Here is a 16,788-nt window from a genome sequence, read left to right as displayed (position 1 = left end):
GGTTGAGGTGGGGGGATGTCTCCGCAGCGAGACTCGCGGAGAGTCCCCCTCACCCGGATCGCATCTGACGATGCGATCCGGCCTCTCCCCGCGCGCGGGGCGAGGCGGTCAGAATTTGCTGCGACAATCGAGACCAACCCGTGCCCGGTGAATCCGGCAAGAAACTCTTCGTCGGCCCGCGCTTCCGGAGGATCCGGCAGCAATTGGGGCTGTCGCAGACCCAGATCGCCGAGGGCCTCGGGATCTCGCCGAGCTATGTCAACCTGATCGAGCGCAACCAGCGCCCGGTGACCGCGCAAATCCTGCTGCGCCTTGCCGAGACCTATGACCTCGACCTGCGCGACCTCGCCACCGCCGACGAGGACCGCTTCTTCGCCGAGCTCAACGAGATCTTCTCCGATCCCTTGTTCCGCCAGATCGACCTGCCCAAGCAGGAGCTGCGCGACCTCGCCGAGCTCTGTCCCGGCGTCACCCACGCGCTGCAGCGGCTCTACGCCGCCTATACCGAGGCCCGCCAAGGCGAGACGCTGGCCGCCGCGCAAATGGCCGACCGCGACGTCGGCTCGCGCTATGAAGCCAATCCGGTCGAGCGCGTGCGCGAGCTGATCGAGGCCAACCGCAACTATTTCCCGGAGCTCGAGCAGGCCGCAGAGACTCTGCGCGATGAGCTGAACGTGCCGGCCGAAGACCTGTTCACGGCGCTGACCACGCGCCTGCGTGAAAAGCATTCGATCCAGACCCGCATGATGCCGGTCGACGTGATGCGCGAGACGCTGCGGCGCTTCGACCGGCATCGCCGCCAGCTCCTGATCTCCGAGCTCGTCGACAGCTCCGGCCGCAGCTTCCAGCTTGCGCTGCAGATCGGCTTTGTTGAGTGCGGCGCCGCGATTGACGCCATCGTCAGCCGCGCCGGTCCGCTCGACGACACCGCGCGCCGGCTCTACCGCATCACTCTCGGCAATTACTTCGCAGCGGCGGTGATGATGCCCTATCCGGCCTTCCTTGCCGCAGCCGAAGCGCTCAACTACGACATCCACGTGCTGGCGCAGCGCTTCAATTCCGGCTTCGAGCAGGTCTGCCACCGCCTCACCACCCTGCAGCGGCCGAACGCGCGCGGCATTCCGTTCTTCCTGCTCCGCGTCGACAATGCCGGCAACGTCTCGAAGCGCTTCTCTTCCGGCACCTTCCCGTTCTCGAAATTCGGCGGCACCTGCCCGCTGTGGAACGTGCACTCGACCTTCGACACGCCGGACCGCCTGCTCAAGCAGGTGATCGAGCTGCCGGACGGCACGCGCTATTTCTCGATCGCGCAGATGGTGCGCCGCCCCGTCGCGCCGCACCCGCTGCCGCAGCCGCGCTTCGCCATCGGCCTCGGCTGCGAGATCCGTCATGCGGCCAAGCTCGTCTATGCCACTGGCATGGATCTGGAAAAGGCCGAGGGCACGCCGATCGGCGTCAACTGCCGTCTGTGCGAGCGCGAAAACTGCGCCCAGCGCGCCGAGCCCCCGATCACGCGCACGCTGATCCTGGACGAGACGACGCGGCGCGTGTCCTCGTTCGCGTTCTCGAATGCGCGGGAGTTGTGAGCTCAGGATCAATCCACCGCGGCAAAGGCCTTGCACCAGCCGTCCTTGCTGATCGCGCCCCCGACCACCTTGCAGCCATCGGGCGCGACAAACAGCGTGCACATTCCGCAGGAGTAGATGCCGTTCGGCGTGTCCCGATATTCCGCCTGCGGTTTGGTCATCTTGTCGAAGGCCGCGGCGGTTCGCAGCAGAAGTGTCGCGGGAAGTCCTGCCATAGCGGCACCGATGAAAGCGCGCCGCGAACGTCCGGTTTGTCGTTTGGCCATGGTGTTCCCCCATGCGTCGTCCCTGCGAAAGCAGGGACCCATACGCCGTGACGGACATTGTAGACAGGACTCGTCGTCCCAGCGTCGCTCGACAATCAGCATTGGTGGTTGTGGGTCCCTGCTTTCGCAGGGACGACACCGAGCTTGTGGCTCAGCCACTGAGTCATGCCTCCGCATTCTCGCGACATGAGACATCAACGGTCGCACAACTAGTCGCTCATTGTTTTAGACATGTGACGCGCGCCGAGATGCCGGCGGTGCGATGCGCGCGTGACTCAGGAATGGCGGCGATTTTCGCCCGACGACATGCCGAGCGAGGCGGCGGACGTCATGCGACGGCACAACCAGCCGGGGCTTGCGAGCCGGCATGCGCGCAGGACATCCGCCTGAGCGACTGCCCATCCGTCGACCGCGCCCCGGATCTGTGGCGCGCAACGGCCCTCGCCTTCGCGCGGCGCGCTGGCAAGCGCCGCCGCGCGAGAGAGACAACAGCGTCAGATCGATCTGCGCCGTTTTGGATCGCTCGGTCTGCTAGCCGCCGGGCGGCGTGTAGGCGGTCTTGAGCTTGGTCGCGTGCTGACGCACCACCTTGATCTCATCCTGGGTAAAGAGCCGGACCAGCCGCACATTCTGCATGGCGCCGGCCGCCACGACCACGCCGCTGATCGCAGGCGCGAAGCTCGGATCCGGCACGTCGAAGATCACCATCACGCCGGGGCCATCGGTCGCCGTGCTGTACATCGAAATCAGCTTTCCGCCGGCGGCCTCAATCAACTTCTTCGCGGCCTCGTATCGATTGGTCGTCGGGTTTTCCATGATGTTGTTCAGGGAACGCGGGGTGTATTCACCAGAGAAGCAGAAATGCATGGCAATCGCTCCGTTTGGTTGGAATGAAAAAACATTCACCCAGGCGCGCGGCCCGGGCAGAGCATTTCGTACTGAAAAATGAGAAGAAATGGCCTGCCGATGGCCAGTCGCGCTGCCGCTCATTCTCCGGATTTCGGCGCAACCGGTGGCAGCTCGCCGCGCAATCTACATCAGACCCGCGGCAAATAAAATCGCGTTTCTGCTCTGCGACGAAATCTCTCCTTGGTCGATGCGGCACCGAGGGGCAGCGCGCTTGACCTGACCGACGAACGGATCCGATCCATCCGAGCTGGCCAAGCGACGCATGGGCGCCTGCCAGGCGGTTACGGGACGACGCCTTGCAAACAAGGGCGATCTGCCTCAGTGTCCGGCGCCCGCTATCAAGAACAAGCGAAAGAAAACTCATGAAGCATCGCGCGCTCGGCCGCTCCGGCCTCACTGTTCCTCCCCTGTGCTTCGGCTGCAATGTATTCGGCTGGACCGTGGACGAGACGTCGTCGTTTCGCCTGCTCGACACCGTGCTCGATCAGGGGCTGACATTCCTGGATACGGCGGATGTCTATTCGCGCTGGGTGCCGGGCCACAGCGGCGGCGAATCCGAAACGATCATCGGCAAATGGATGAAGGCGCGCGGCAACCGCAACCGCATCATCCTCGCCACCAAGGTCGGCATGGACATGGGCGGCGGCAATGTCGGGCTGAAGCCGGACTACATCGCGCGCGCCGTCGAGGACTCGCTGCGGCGGCTGCAGACCGATTTCATCGACCTCTACCAGTCCCACAAGGACGATGAGACGACACCGCAGGAAGAGACGCTCGCGGCCTATGACAAACTGATCAAGGCCGGCAAGGTCAGGGCGATCGGCGCCTCGAACTTCTCGGCGGAGCGACTCCAGAGCGCGCTCGACATTGCCAAGGCGAACGGCCTGCCGCGCTACGAGAGCATGCAGCCCGAATACAGCCTCGCGGAGCGCTCAAGCTACGAAGGCGCGCTGCAACGCGTCTGCGAGGCGAACGACGTCGGCGTGATCACGTTCTTCTCGCTCGCCGCCGGATTTTTGACCGGCAAATATCGCTCGGAGAGCGACTTCGCCAAGAGCCCGCGCGGTGCACGCAGCATTCCAAAATACATGAACCCGCGCGGCATGCGCATCCTGGCCGGCCTCGACGAGGTCGCCGCGGAAACCCGCGCCGAGCCGGCCGCGGTCGCGCTCGCCTGGCTGATGGCAAAACCCGCCGTCACCGCGCCGATTGCCAGCGCCACCAGGCCCGAGCAGGTCGCAACGCTGGTCGAGGCAACCAAACTTGAGCTGAGTAAAAACCAGGTCGAACGGCTGGACGCCGCGAGCGCGTAGCGCGGCTCCACTTCACCTCGCCCCGCGTGCGAGGAGAGGCATAGGCGGCCTTCGGCCGCCGTTCTCAAGAACGCCGAAGCGAAGCTTCGGCTATGACGCATCGCTAGATGTGTTCCGGGTGAGGGAGAGCTTCCGCGAATGCAGCTATCGCCGTATTTGCGGAGACAGCCCCTCACCCCAACCCTCTCCCGTAAGAACGGGGTGAGGGAGCACACCGCCTTCGCGGCTGCCGTCCAATCTCGCCTCACCTCACCCTAGCCCCACGGGCCGCGCTGGCCTGATCCGCCCCATGGGCTGCGCGGCGGATAGCTTCCGCCGGCCGGGCGCGGCGCGGTCTGGGTGCCGAGTTCGGCGGCGAGCTGCTGCAGCGCGGCGATGCGGTTCTGGGTCGAGGGGTGGGTCGCAAACAGATTGTCCACGCCGTGGCCCGACAGCGGATTGATGATGAACATGTGCGCGGTCGCGGGATTCCGCTCGGCCTCGTAGTTCGGCACCTGATGCGCGGCGCCCTCGATCTTCACCAGCGCCGAGGCCAGCCACATCGGCTGCCCGACGATGCGCGCGCCGAGATTGTCGGCGGCGTATTCGCGGGTGCGGCTGATCGCCATCTGCACCAGCATGGCACCGAGCGGAGCGAGGATCATCATCAGGATCGAGCCGACGATGCCCAGACCATTGTTGTTCTCGCGATTGCCGCCGAAGAACATGCCGAACTGTGCCAGCATGGAGATCGCGCCCGCGATGGTCGCAGTGATGGTCATCAGAAGCGTGTCGTGATGCTTGATGTGCGCGAGCTCGTGCGCGATCACGCCGGCGAGCTCCTCGCGGCTGAGCTGGTTCATCAGGCCGGTAGTGACGGCAACTGCGGCGTTCTCCGGGTTGCGGCCGGTCGCGAACGCGTTGGGCTGCACCTCGTCCATCACGAACACGCGCGGCATCGGCAGGCCGGCGCGCTGCGCCAGCTCGGCGACGAGATTGTAGAGTTCGGGCGCCGAGCCCGCATCGACCTCATGGGCGCCGTACATCGACAGCACCATGCGGTCGGAGTTCCAGTAGGTGAAGAGATTGGTCGCGGCGGCAATGACGAGCGCGATCATGGCGCCCGAGGCGCCGCCGATCAGATAGCCCACGCCCATGAACAGGGCGGTGAGGCCGGCAAGCAGGAGCGCGGTGCGGAAATAGTTCATCGTGGTTCCCTGACGGCAGACGGAATGCTGCCACAACTGACGCCGCTGAGGTAGGGATTTTGCCGCTGAAGCCGCAAGGGGAACCAGTGCGTCGCAGCGACGCGGCGCGGGTTAACAATCGGTTATGTGCAAGCAGTCACCCGTAGCCCGGATGAAGCGCAGCGAAATCCGGGATCGCTTCTGCGGCGCACATTGCCCCCGGATTGCGCTTCGCTCCATCCGGGCTACAGGGGCGCGCCTACGCCGCCGGCTCCTGCGCGATCGCCGCTTCGTCCTCGCGCAGCGCGACGCGCAACATGCGGGCGAGTTCGGCGCGGCTGTAGGGTTTTGCCAGGAACAGGATGCCCTGCTCGAGCTTGCCGTCCTGGTCGATGGCGTCATCGGTATAGCCCGACGTGAAGAGGACGCGGAGGCCGGGGCGGCGTTTCCGCGCCTCGGTGGCGAGGTCGCGCCCGTTCATCGCGCCCGGCATGATGACGTCGGTGAACAACAGATCGATCGGCGCGCCGCTGTCGAGCACGGCAAGGGCTTCGCGGCCATTATTGGCCGACAGCGTGGTGTAGCCGAGGCTCTCGATCTGGGTCAGCACGTAGGAGCGCACCAGTCTGTCGTCCTCGACGACGAGCACGATTTCCCGCGCGCCGCGCGCGTCCGGCTGCCGCCGCTCGGGTATTGCTGCCGCTGAGACCACCGCCGCGCGCGGCAGATAGAGCATCACCCTGGTGCCGCGACCGACCTCGCTGTCGAGCACGACGTGGCCGTTGGATTGCTTGACAAACCCGTAGACCATGCTGAGGCCGAGACCGGTGCCCTTGCCGACCTCCTTGGTGGTGAAGAACGGTTCGAACACCTTGGCCAGATCGGCTTCCGCAATGCCTCGGCCGCTGTCGGTCAGCGCGATCGCGACATAGTCGCCGGCGGCAAGCCCGTCATGGCCGTTCACGTCCGATGGCTTGAGCTCGGCGTTGCTGGTTTCGATCGTCAGCCTGCCGCCCTTCGGCATCGCGTCGCGCGCATTGAGCGCAAGGTTGATGATCGCGGTGACGAGCTGGTTGCCATCGACCAGTGCGCGCGGCAGATCGGGTGCGGAGCGAAAATCGATGTCGACATGGTCGCCGATGGTCGGCCGCAGCAGCTCGATGGTGTCGGCCATCAGCGCGTTGACGTCGATCTCGCGCGGCTGCAGCGGCTGCTTGCGCGCGAAGGCGAGCAGATGCCGGGTCAGCTGCGCGCCACGCTCGGCGGCATCGCGGATCAGCGCGGTGATCTCCGTGAGCTGGCGGTTGTGGGTGACCGCCTCCGCGAGAATCTCGATCGTCCCGGTGATGACGGTCAGAATGTTGTTGAAGTCATGCGCAACGCCGCCGGTGAGCTGGCCGACAGCCTCCATTTTCTCGGCGTGACGGATCTTGCTCTCATTGGCCTCGGCCTCGCGGAAACGCTCGAGCAGGAATTCCGAGCGCTGGCGCTGCCGTCCCTCCTCCGCGAGCGCGACATGGGCCTCGCGCAGTTGCTCTTCGGTCGGGATCGCGAGGATCCGCGGGATCAGCGGCCAGAGCAGCACTGCGGTGAAGATCGAGGCGACAGCGGTCAGCGCCTTGAGCAGGCCCTCGAGACCGTAGATCGGCACCCACAGCGTGTAGATCGAGAACACATGGGTGAGGCCGCAGGCGAGGATGAACGCGGCGAACGGCCACGCCATCCAGCCGAACTGGAAGTCGCGCCGCTTGGAGACGAGGATCGCCAGCGCAAACGGAATCGAGAAATACGAAGCGGCAATGATCGCGTCTGAAATCACGTGGAGCCAGATCAGCTCCGGCTCCCACAACAGGCAGATGCCGTGCGGCGAAAACGTCGACGAATCCAAGAGACGCTCGAGAAAACTCCACATGGGTCCCTCCGGGCGTGATCGATCCGCCGACACCCCTGCCCGCGAATCACCCGCCGATCATAGCGGCGGCGTCTTGCCGTGCCGAAGCCCAATTGGTCTAAGAGCGGCACCCCCGTTGTTGCCTGGTGTCGCCCTGGTGTATGCAGATTGGGCTTCAATTCCCCTTTTTCCAACCGGTGACATCGATGCCAGCCTCTCCCCTCCGCGCCCCGATCATGATCGCAGCGATCGCGGGGGCGCTGGCGCTCTCTACCCTCGCCTCGGCGCAGCAGCCGTTGCCCAGCCCCTTGAATCCCGCGCCGGTCAGGCCGCGCCCTGCCGCCGTCGCCTCGCCGAGGGCTGCGTCCTGCCACAACGGGCAAAACTTCGATCGCTTCCTGGCGGACGTGAAGCAACAGGCGGTGGCTGCCGGCGTGTCACAGCACACGATCGCGGAGGCTTCACCGTATCTCGTCTACGACCAGGGCATCGTCAACCGCGACCGTGGCCAGCGCGTGTTCGGCCAGCTCTTCACCGAATTCGCCGGCCGCATGGCCGCGCCCTATCGCATGCAGAAAGGCCAGCAATACATCCGGACCTATGCCGCCGCGTTCGCACGCGCCGAAAAGGAATATGGTGTGCCACCGGCCGTGATCGCCGCATTCTGGGGCCTCGAGAGCGACTTCGGCGCCAACATGGGCAATCTGCCGACGCTGAAATCGCTGGTGTCGCTCGCCTATGACTGCCGCCGCTCGGAGATGTTCGTGGGCGAGACCATCGCTGCGCTGAAGATCATCGACCGCGGCGATCTGCATCCCGATGAGATGATCGGCTCCTGGGCCGGCGAGCTCGGACAGACGCAATTCCTGCCCGTGCATTACGTCAATTACGCGGTCGACTATGACGGCGATGGCCATCGCAATCTCCTGCAAAGCGGCCCCGACGTGATCGGCTCGACCGCGAACTACATCGCCAACGGTTTGAAGTGGCGGCGCGGCGAGCCGTGGCTGGAGGAGGTGCGTGTGCCGCAGGCGGCAAACTTCCCGTGGGACCAGGCCGACCTCACCATCAAGCTGCCGCGCTCGAAATGGGTATCGCTCGGCGTCAGCTTGACCGACGGCAAGCCATTGCCGAATGACGAGATGCCGGCCTCGCTGCTGCTGCCGATGGGCCGCTTTGGTCCGGCCTTCCTCGCCTATCCAAATTTCGCGGCCTACACCGAATGGAACAACTCGTTGATCTATTCGACCACCGCGGGCTATCTCGCCTGCCGCATCGCGGGGGCACCGCCGATGCAGCGGCCGCACGGGCCGGTCGCGCAATTGCCGTTCAATGAGATCAAGGAGCTGCAGGGACTGCTCGCGCGCGCCGGCTACGACGTCGGCAAGATCGACGGCGTGCTCGGACAGGCAAGCCGCAGCGCGGTGAAGGCGATGCAGATGAAATACGGCCTGCCGGCGGATTCCTGGCCGACTGCGGAGCTCCTGGCGCGGGTGCGCGGCGGGCCCCGCACCCAGCCGGCCGCCGATGCCGCGGCACCGGGGATGCGGTAGAGCGAACGCCCATTTTCCGTAGCCCGGATGCAGCGCAGCGAAATCCGGGGCAAGCCCCGATGCGCCTCCCCGGATTGCGCTGCGCTCCATCCGGGCTACGCGACCTCGAACGATCCGTCACTCTGAGAGGGTGCACGGGTGGGAAATATTTGACCAAGTGTTACAACCGTCCGCAGTTGTATTCTTCCCCTCGTCGCCCCACTTGCAACATCGCCGTTCGGTAACATCCGAATTTCATCAGAACAGGGAGCATCACATGTCCTTCTACGACGCCGTCGTCCCCGCCTATCTGCAGATGCTGAACAGCGTGACCGGGCTGCTCACCAAAGCCGAGGCGCATTGCGCGGCGAAAAAGATCGCGCCCGAGGTGCTGCTGGGATCGCGGCTCTATCCCGACATGCTGCCGCTGACCAAGCAGGTGCAACTGGTCTGCGATCACGCCGCACGGGGCTGCGCGCGGCTGACCCATAGCGAGGTGCCGTCGACGCCCGACACCGAGAAGAGCTTCGGTGAGCTGAAGCAGCGGCTCGCCAAGACGATCGACTACGTCAAGTCGTTCAAGCCCGAGCAGTTCGAAGGCGCCGATGCCAGGGACGTTACCTTCCCGGCCGGCCCGGACAAATCCATCACCATGAAGGGACAGCAATTCCTGAGCTCGTTCTCGCTGCCGAACTTCTATTTCCACGCCGCGACCGCCCACGGCATCCTGCGCCACAACGGCGTCGAAATCGGCAAGCGCGATTTCATGGGCGTCAGCTGACGCACTTCGGCGATCCATATTCCCCGCGACGGGATTTTCGCTTCACGCCCTCGCCCGTGCTACTGCTCCCTGACAACAACAAGACGTCAGGGAGCACGCCATGTCGACCACAACCCACGCACCGAAAGCCATCGATCCGTCCGCTTCGCTGCATGCCGAAGCACTGGGGCTGGCGAAGAACCACGGCCGCCTCGCCGGGCGGCGCATCATCGTGGTCGGCGCGGGACAGCGCACAACCGTGGATGAAGCCCCGCCGATCGGCAACGGCCGCGCCATGAGCGTGCTGTTCGCGCGCGAGGGCGCGTCGGTCGCCTGCCTGGACGTCAACAAGGACGCCGCCGACGATACCGTCGCGCAGATCACAGGCGAAGGCGGCAAGGCCTTCACCGACGTGGTCGATGTCGCCGACGTCGCAGCGATCGCGCCCGCCGTCGAGCGCTGCGCGCAGAAGCTCGGCGGGCTCGACGGGCTGGCGCTGAATGTCGGCATCTCCTCCGGCCTGTCGCTGCCCAAGATGACGGCCGAAGCCTGGGACCGCGACTATGCCGTCAATGTCCGCAGCCACATGCTGTTCGCGCAGAAGGCGCTGGAGGTGATGGCGCCGGGCGGCGCGATCATCCTGATCTCCTCGATGGCGAGCCAGCGCGCCGGCGGCCGCAACCCGGCCTATGAATCCTCCAAGGCGGCGCAGATCGCGCTGGGGCGGGCGATCGCGCGGGCCGGCGAGGACAAGGGCATTCGCTGCAATGTGATCGCGCCCGGCTTCATGGACACGCCGATGGGGCGCGACGCCAGCCGCAGGCGATCGGACCGCGCCGTGACAGTGCCTTTCGGCCGCCAGGGCACCGGCTGGGAGGTCGCCTATACTGCGCTGTTCCTGATTTCGAATGAATCCTCCTACGTCAACGCGCACACCTTGTTCCTCGATGCCGGCCACATGGGCGGAATTGTGCGCAGCTAGCCTGCGGAGTGCGAATGCCTCGGGCATTGCGCTCGTCGCGGCAATGCACAATTCTCCTTCATCAGTCATTCTCTGGAACATTTCGCATGAGCCAATCGACCAAACTTCTCGAGCCCTACAAGCTCGGCCCGCTGACGCTGCCGAACCGCCTGGTGATGGCGCCACTGACGCGCAACCGCGCGGTGCCGCCCGGCATGGTGCCGAGCCCGCTCGCGGTGGACTATTACGGCCAGCGCGCCTCCGCAGGGCTTCTGATCACCGAAGCGAGCCAGATCTCGCAGCAGGGCCAGGGCTACCAGGACACGCCCGGCATCTACAGCAAGGACCAGGTCGCCGGCTGGCGCAAGGTCACCGACCGCGTGCATGAGCGCGGCGGCAAGATCTTCATCCAGCTCTGGCATGTCGGCCGCATCTCGCATACCTCGCTGCAGCCGAACGGCGGCGCGCCGGTGGCGCCGAGCGCAATCCGCGCCAAGGGCAAGACATTCGTCAACGGCACCTTTGCCGACGTCTCCGAGCCGCGCGCACTCGAACTCTCCGAAATTCCAGGGATTATCGACGACTTCAAGCGCGCGGCGAAGAATGCGCTCGAGGCCGGCTTCGACGGCGTCGAGATCCACGGCGCCAACGGCTACCTGCTCGACCAGTTCGCGAAAGACGGCGCCAACAAGCGCACGGATGCTTACGGTGGCTCGATCGAGAACCGCGCGCGTCTGATGCTTGAGGTCTCCAAGGCCGTCGCCGCCGAGGCCGGCGCGGACCGCACCGGCATCCGCATCTCGCCGGTGACGCCGGCCAACGACATCTCCGACAGCAACCCGCAGCCGCTGTTCGATCACATCGTCGACGGGCTCAACGCGCTCAAGCTGGTCTATCTCCACGTCGTCGAAGGCGCCACCGGCGGGCCGCGCGACATCGCGCCGTTCGACTACGCCTCGCTGCGCAAGCGCTTCAAGCAGGCCTATGTCGCCAACAACGGCTATGATTTCGAGCTTGCGACCAAGGTGCTGGACGCGAACGCGGCTGATCTCATCGCCTTCGGCAAGCCGTTCATCTCCAACCCCGACCTCGTCGAACGGCTGAAGCAGGGCGCGCCTCTGAACGACTGGGACAAGAACACCTTCTACGGCGGCGGCGCCAAGGGATACACGGACTACCCGACGCTGGCGGCCGAGCCAGCGGAGTAATGTCGACCAAAGACTGTCATGCCCCGCGAAGGCGGGGCATCCAGTATTCCAGAGACGGTAGCGATTGAACCGAGACGCCGCGGCGTACTGAATCGCCCGGTCAAGCCGGGCGATGACAGCGGAGAAAAAAAAAAGGCCGGGATCGCTCCCGGCCTTTCGTTGTCTTCGGATGGCGTGGGCTGGTACGCCTTTGCTTGCTGCCTTACTTCGCTTCCGCGCGCTTGGGCGGGGTTGCCGGCCACGACTTGATCAGCGTGTCGTAGTCGACTGTCTCGCCCTTCGGCTTCTCGTTGGCGAGCTTGCGCTGGGGCGCGATGGTGCCGTCCTTCTCGGCCTTCGCGAACCAGTACTCCGGCTTCTCCTTCTTGTGGAGCTTCGGACCGCAGGCACCCTGCACGCCCGACTTCTCCAGGCGCTCCATGACCGAGTCCTGGGCCGCGGCGAGCGCGTCCATCGCCTGCTGCGGGGTCTTCGCACCTGACGAGGCGTCGCCGATGTTCTGCCACCAGAGCTGTGCGAGCTTCGGATAGTCGGGCACGTTGTTGCCGGTCGGGGTCCACTGCACGCGCGCGGGCGAGCGGTAGAACTCGATCAGGCCGCCGAGCTTCGGCGCACGCTCGGTGAACGACTTGTCCCAGATGTCGGATTCACGGATGAAGGTGAGACCGACATGGCTCTTCTTCAAGCTCACCGACTTGGAGACGATGAACTGGAGATAGAGCCAGGCTGCCTTGCGGCGATCCGCCGGGGTCGACTTCAACAGCGTCAGCGATCCGGCGTCCTGGTAGCCGAGCTTCATGCCTTCCTTCCAGTACGAGCCGTGCGGCGACGGAGCCATGCGCCATTTCGGCGTACCGTCCGCGTTCATCACGGCGATGCCCGGCTTCACCATGTCGGCGGTGAAGGCGGTGTACCAGAACATCTGCTGGGCGATGTTGCCCTGCGCCGGCACGGGTCCCGACTCGGAGAAGGTCATGCCCTGGGCCTGCGGAGGCGCGTACTTCTTCATCCACTCGAGATATTTGGTGATCGAGTAGACCGCCGCCGGACCGTTGGTGTCGCCACCACGCTCGACGGAAGAGCCGACCGGACGGCAGCCCTCCATGCGGATGCCCCATTCGTCGACCGGCAGACCGTTCGGAATGCCCTTGTCGCCGTTGCCGGCCATCGACAGCCAGGCGTCGGTGAAGCGCCAGCCGAGCGAGGGGTCTTTCTTGCCATAGTCCATATGGCCATAGACCTTGACGCCGTTGATCTCCTTGACGTCGTTGGTGAAGAACTCGGCGATGTCCTCATAGGCGGACCAGTTCACGGGCACGCCGAGCTCGTAGCCATACTTGGCCTTGAACTTGGCCTTGAAGTCGGGGTTGGTGAACCAGTCGTAGCGGAACCAGTAGAGGTTGGCGAACTGCTGGTCGGGCAGCTGATAGAGCTTGCCGTCCGGCCCGGTGCCGAACGACTTGCCGATGAAGTCATTGACGTCGAGCATGGGGTCGGTGACGTCCTTGCCCTCGCCTGCCATATAGTCCGACAGCGCGATGGTCTGGCCGTAGCGGAAGTGGGTGCCGATCAGGTCGGAATCGTTGATCCAGCCGTCATAGACGTTCTTGCCGGACTGCATCTGGGTCTGCAGCTTCTCGACGACGTCACCTTCCTGGATGAGGTCGTGCTTGAGCTTGATGCCGGTGAGTTCGGAGAACGCTTTCGCCAGCGTCTGCGCCTCGTATTCGTGGGTGGTGATGGTCTCGGAGACGACGTTGATCTCCATGCCCTTGAAGGGCTCGGCGGCCTTGGCGAACCACTCCAGCTCCTTCTTCTGGTCTTCCTTCGACAGCGTCGAGGGCTGGAATTCCGCGATCCATTTCTGGATCACCGCCTCGTCGGCGGCGCGGACCGGCGTGGCGACCGCGAGCGAGGCTGCGATCAGCGCGGCGGCGCTGGTCATAGTCAAAAGACTATCCTTTGTCGTTCTCAAATGTCGCATTATGATTCCTCCGGTTGCAGCGACAAACAAAACCCCAGGCCCGGGTAGACCCCGGATCTGCTCTTCTTCGCTTTCGTCAGACGGTGCGAAAGATCGCCACGGCTGAAAGAAGCGAAATCAGCGTTGCGAGCCACAGGCTCGAAATTTCCACACCCTCTCCGATCGGCAGCGTGGCGATGGGATCGGTGCCGACGAGACCGATCCACGCGAGGTGGATGACGGCGGCAGCGATCAGCGAGATGAACAGGCGATCGCCGCGCGTGGTCGGGATGCGCAGCACGCCGACGCGCTCGGCCTCGGGATAGACCGCGGCGAGCCACGTCATCACGGCCAGCGTGCAGGCGAGCGCGACGAAGAAGATCGCGGTCGGCAGCGTCCAGGCCATCCATGCGATAGACTCCATGGTTGCCTCCTTACACGCGGCCGAGCGCGAAACCGCGCGCGATATAGTTGCGGACGAACCAGATCACCAGCGCACCCGGAATGATGGTGAGCACGCCGGCGGCGGCGAGCAGGCCCCAGTCCATGCCGGCCGCCGACACCGTGCGCGTCATGATCGCGGCGATCGGCTTGGCCGACACCGAGGTCAGCGTTCGCGCGAGCAGGAGCTCGACCCAGGAGAACATGAAGCAGAAGAAGGCGGCGACGCCGATGCCGCTGGCGATCAGCGGCACCAGGATCTTGATGAAGAAGCGCGGGAAGGAATAGCCGTCGAGGAAGGCGGTCTCGTCGATCTCGCGCGGCACGCCGGAGACGAAGCCCTCGAGGATCCACACCGCCAGCGGCACGTTGAAGATGCAGTGCGCCAGCGCGACCGCCCACGGCGTATCGAACAGGCCGATCGCCGAATAGAGGTTGAAGAACGGCAGCGCATAGACCGCAGCCGGCGCCATGCGGTTCGACAGCAGCCAGAAGAACAGGTGCTTGTCGCCGAGGAAGCGGTAGCGCGAGAACGCGTAGGCCGCGGGCAGCGCCACCGAGATCGAGATGACGGTGTTGAGGATGACGTATTGGAGCGAGTTGATGTAGCCGGAATACCAGCTCTCGTCGGTGAAGATGCGCTTGTAGTGCTGCAGGGTCGGGGTGTGCGGCCAAAGCGTCATCGTCGAGACGATCTCGCTGTTGGTCTTGAAGCTCATGTTGACGAGCCAGTAGATCGGCAGCAGCAGGAAGACCAGGAACAGCCCCATGATGAGGCGGCGGCCGGGGATCGAATGCATCAGGCCACTCCTTCCTTGGCCGGACGCTCGGAGCCGGCATTGGTCATGACGGTGTAGAAGATCCAGCAGACGATCAGGATGATGAGGTTGTAGACCAGCGACAGCGCGGCGGCCTTGCCGAGGTCGAACTGGCCGAGCGCGATCTTGACGAGCTCGATTGATACGAAGGTCGTGGAATTGCCGGGTCCGCCGCCGGTGACGACGAACGGCTCGGTGTAGATCATGAAGCTGTCCATGAAGCGGAGCAGCACGGCGATCAGCAGCACGCGATTCATCTTCGGCAGCTGGATCGCCTTGAACACGGCCCAGCGCGAAGCGCCGTCGATCTGAGCGGCCTGGTAATAGGCTTCGGGAATCGACTTCAGGCCGGCATAGCAGAGCAGCGCGACGAGGCTGGTCCAGTGCCAGACGTCCATCACGATGACGGTGACCCAGGCATCGAACTCGTTGGCGACGTAGTTGTAGTCGATGCCGATGGCGTTGAGGGTATAGCCGAGCAGGCCGATGTCGGGCCGGCCGAAAATCTGCCAGATCGTGCCGACCACGTTCCACGGAATCAGCAGCGGCAGCGCGAGGATGATCAGGCAGGCTGCAACCGTCCAGCCCTCGCGCGGCATAGACAGCGCGACGACGATGCCGAGCGGCACCTCGATCGCGAGGATCACCAGCGAGAAGAACAGGTTGCGGCCGAGCGAGGCGAGGAAGCGCCCGCCGAGATCGGTCGAGGGATCGAGCAGCTCCTTGAACCAGCCGACACCGTTCCAGAAGAACTGGTTGTTGCCGAACGTGTCCTGCATCGAATAGTTCACCACCGTCATCAGCGGCAGTACCGCCGAGAAGGCGACGACCAGGAACACCGGCAGCACCAGGAACCAGGCTTTTTGGTTGACGGTCTTGTCCATCAGGCGGCTCCCTCCACCAGAAGGCTGTCGGCATAGACGTGTACGTGCGCGGGATTGAAGATCAGCCCGGCGGTATTGCCGGAGACCGAGAAGCCCGGCGGCACGCGCGCGGCGAATTTGGTATCGCCGACGCGCACGCGCGCGAAACGGATGCGGCCGAGATCGTCGATGCGCTCGATGGTTGCCGACAGCAGCCCTGACGCCGGCGGCGCGACATCGACGAATTCCGGCCGCACGCCGATCTCGATCTTCTTGCCCGCAGGCAGCACACCATAGTTTCGATGCAGGCCGATGACATGGCCGTCGACCCGCGCCTCGTGACCACGGACCTCCGCCGGCAGGATGTTCATGCCGGGCGAGCCGATGAAATAGCCGACGAAGGTGTGCGCCGGCTTGTCGAACAGTTCGGCGGGCGTGCCGCTCTGCACGACGCGGCCGTCATGCATGACGACGACGGTGTCAGCGAAGGTCAGCGCTTCGGTCTGGTCGTGGGTGACGTAGATCATCGTGAGATCGAGCTCACGATGCAGCGCCTTCAGCTTGGAGCGGAGCTGCCATTTCAGCTCGGGATCGATCACCGTCAGCGGCTCGTCGAACAGCACGGCGGCGACGTCCGAGCGGACGAGGCCGCGGCCGAGCGAGATCTTCTGCTTGGCATCGGCGGTGAGTCGGGTGGCCTTGCGGTTCAGATAGGGTTCGAGGTCGAGCAGACCGGCGATCTGCCTGACCCGCGCGTCGATCTCGGCCTTCGGCACACCGCGGTTCTTGAGCGGGAACGCCAGGTTCTGCCCCACCGTCATGGTGTCGTAGATCACCGGAAACTGGAACACCTGGGCGATATTCCGCTTCTGGGTCGACAGCGGCGTGATGTCCTTGCCGTCGAACAGGATCTTCCCGCGCGACGGCGTGATGATGCCGGAAATGACGTTGAGCAGCGTGGTCTTGCCGCAACCGCTCGGTCCCAGCAGCGCATAGGCGCCGCCCTGCCGCCACGTCATGGTGACAGGCTTGAGCGCAAAGCTCTCTGGGGCGGCGTCATTGCCGCCGTAGGAATGGGCGAGATCGACGAGGTCAATGCGGGCCATGGCGC

The 16,788-nt window shown here is 64.8% G+C and carries 15 protein-coding genes; 6 read left to right on the top strand and 9 right to left on the bottom strand.

Going from position 1 to position 16,788, the window contains the following annotated elements:
- The first annotated feature begins 140 nt into the window (after positions 1–140).
- Positions 141–1,586 carry a short-chain fatty acyl-CoA regulator family protein gene (locus tag RX327_RS10660; RefSeq protein WP_317250208.1) on the top strand — a complete coding sequence of 482 codons (1,446 nt, stop codon included), beginning with the start codon at positions 141–143 and terminating at the stop codon, positions 1,584–1,586.
- 8 nt (positions 1,587–1,594) lie between these two features.
- Here RX327_RS10660 and RX327_RS10655 read toward each other — a convergent pair whose 3' ends face one another.
- Together RX327_RS10655 and RX327_RS10650 are read right to left on the bottom strand one after the other, a co-directional pair.
- A complete protein-coding gene (locus RX327_RS10655) occupies positions 1,595–1,852 on the bottom strand; it encodes a hypothetical protein (protein ID WP_063779991.1) in 258 nt (85 codons plus the stop codon).
- Positions 1,853–2,383: 531 nt separating this feature from the next.
- Positions 2,384–2,842, bottom strand: coding sequence for a GYD domain-containing protein (locus RX327_RS10650; RefSeq protein WP_244482605.1), 459 nt, complete (start codon positions 2,840–2,842; stop codon positions 2,384–2,386).
- A 281-nt stretch (positions 2,843–3,123) separates the two neighbouring features.
- On the opposite strand from RX327_RS10650, the gene RX327_RS10645 reads away from it, so the two are divergent.
- Positions 3,124–4,074 carry an aldo/keto reductase gene (locus tag RX327_RS10645; RefSeq protein ID WP_050387382.1) on the top strand — a complete coding sequence of 317 codons (951 nt, stop codon included), beginning with the start codon at positions 3,124–3,126 and terminating at the stop codon, positions 4,072–4,074.
- Between the two features lie 254 nt (positions 4,075–4,328).
- Here RX327_RS10645 and htpX read toward each other — a convergent pair whose 3' ends face one another.
- Both htpX and RX327_RS10635 read right to left on the bottom strand, forming a co-directional pair.
- Positions 4,329–5,261: a zinc metalloprotease HtpX gene (htpX, locus tag RX327_RS10640; RefSeq protein ID WP_317250207.1), complete on the bottom strand. Its 933-nt coding sequence runs from the start codon at positions 5,259–5,261 to the stop codon at positions 4,329–4,331.
- Between the two features lie 238 nt (positions 5,262–5,499).
- Positions 5,500–7,152 (bottom strand): ATP-binding protein, encoded by a 1,653-nt coding sequence (locus tag RX327_RS10635; protein ID WP_317250206.1) that lies wholly within the window; start codon positions 7,150–7,152, stop codon positions 5,500–5,502.
- A 185-nt stretch (positions 7,153–7,337) separates the two neighbouring features.
- Between RX327_RS10635 and RX327_RS10630 the strand changes: the two genes are divergently transcribed.
- The 4 genes from RX327_RS10630 (at position 7,338) to RX327_RS10615 (ending at position 11,592) form a co-directional block, all read left to right on the top strand.
- Positions 7,338–8,684, top strand: a complete 1,347-nt coding sequence (locus tag RX327_RS10630) for a lytic murein transglycosylase (RefSeq protein WP_317250205.1) — start codon at positions 7,338–7,340, stop codon at positions 8,682–8,684.
- A gap of 256 nt (positions 8,685–8,940) precedes the next feature.
- Complete coding sequence (locus RX327_RS10625; protein WP_317250204.1) at positions 8,941–9,444, top strand: DUF1993 domain-containing protein; 504 nt, start codon at positions 8,941–8,943, stop codon at positions 9,442–9,444.
- Positions 9,445–9,544: 100 nt separating this feature from the next.
- Entirely contained in the window at positions 9,545–10,405 is an 861-nt protein-coding gene (locus RX327_RS10620; protein ID WP_050387386.1) for an SDR family NAD(P)-dependent oxidoreductase, read from the top strand.
- A gap of 86 nt (positions 10,406–10,491) precedes the next feature.
- Entirely contained in the window at positions 10,492–11,592 is a 1,101-nt protein-coding gene (locus tag RX327_RS10615; RefSeq protein ID WP_317250203.1) for an alkene reductase, read from the top strand.
- Between the two features lie 202 nt (positions 11,593–11,794).
- Here the strand turns inward: RX327_RS10615 and RX327_RS10610 are convergent, their stop codons facing one another.
- The 5 genes from RX327_RS10610 to RX327_RS10590 all read right to left on the bottom strand — a co-directional run bounded on the left by RX327_RS10610 (position 11,795) and on the right by RX327_RS10590 (position 16,783).
- Positions 11,795–13,537, bottom strand: coding sequence for an ABC transporter substrate-binding protein (locus tag RX327_RS10610; RefSeq protein ID WP_317251237.1), 1,743 nt, complete (start codon positions 13,535–13,537; stop codon positions 11,795–11,797).
- Positions 13,538–13,652: 115 nt separating this feature from the next.
- The gene (locus RX327_RS10605; protein ID WP_317250202.1) at positions 13,653–13,979 is read right to left on the bottom strand and encodes a DUF2160 domain-containing protein; all 327 of its coding nucleotides are present in this window, start codon (positions 13,977–13,979) and stop codon (positions 13,653–13,655) included.
- Between the two features lie 10 nt (positions 13,980–13,989).
- A complete protein-coding gene (locus tag RX327_RS10600; RefSeq protein ID WP_028179651.1) occupies positions 13,990–14,796 on the bottom strand; it encodes a carbohydrate ABC transporter permease in 807 nt (268 codons plus the stop codon).
- Positions 14,796–15,698 (bottom strand): sugar ABC transporter permease, encoded by a 903-nt coding sequence (locus RX327_RS10595; protein WP_317250201.1) that lies wholly within the window; start codon positions 15,696–15,698, stop codon positions 14,796–14,798. Before RX327_RS10595 ends, RX327_RS10600 begins: the two co-directional genes overlap by 1 nt.
- Positions 15,698–16,783: an ABC transporter ATP-binding protein gene (locus RX327_RS10590; RefSeq protein WP_317250200.1), complete on the bottom strand. Its 1,086-nt coding sequence runs from the start codon at positions 16,781–16,783 to the stop codon at positions 15,698–15,700. The genes RX327_RS10595 and RX327_RS10590 overlap by 1 nt, the downstream gene beginning before the upstream one ends.
- Between the last annotated feature and the right edge of the window lie 5 nt (positions 16,784–16,788).

Source organism: Bradyrhizobium sp. BEA-2-5 (genome assembly GCF_032918025.1).
GTDB classification, from domain to species: domain Bacteria; phylum Pseudomonadota; class Alphaproteobacteria; order Rhizobiales; family Xanthobacteraceae; genus Bradyrhizobium; species Bradyrhizobium pachyrhizi.
Note: the sequence above shows the minus strand (reverse complement) of the source record. Positions and strands in the feature narration are given on the sequence as shown.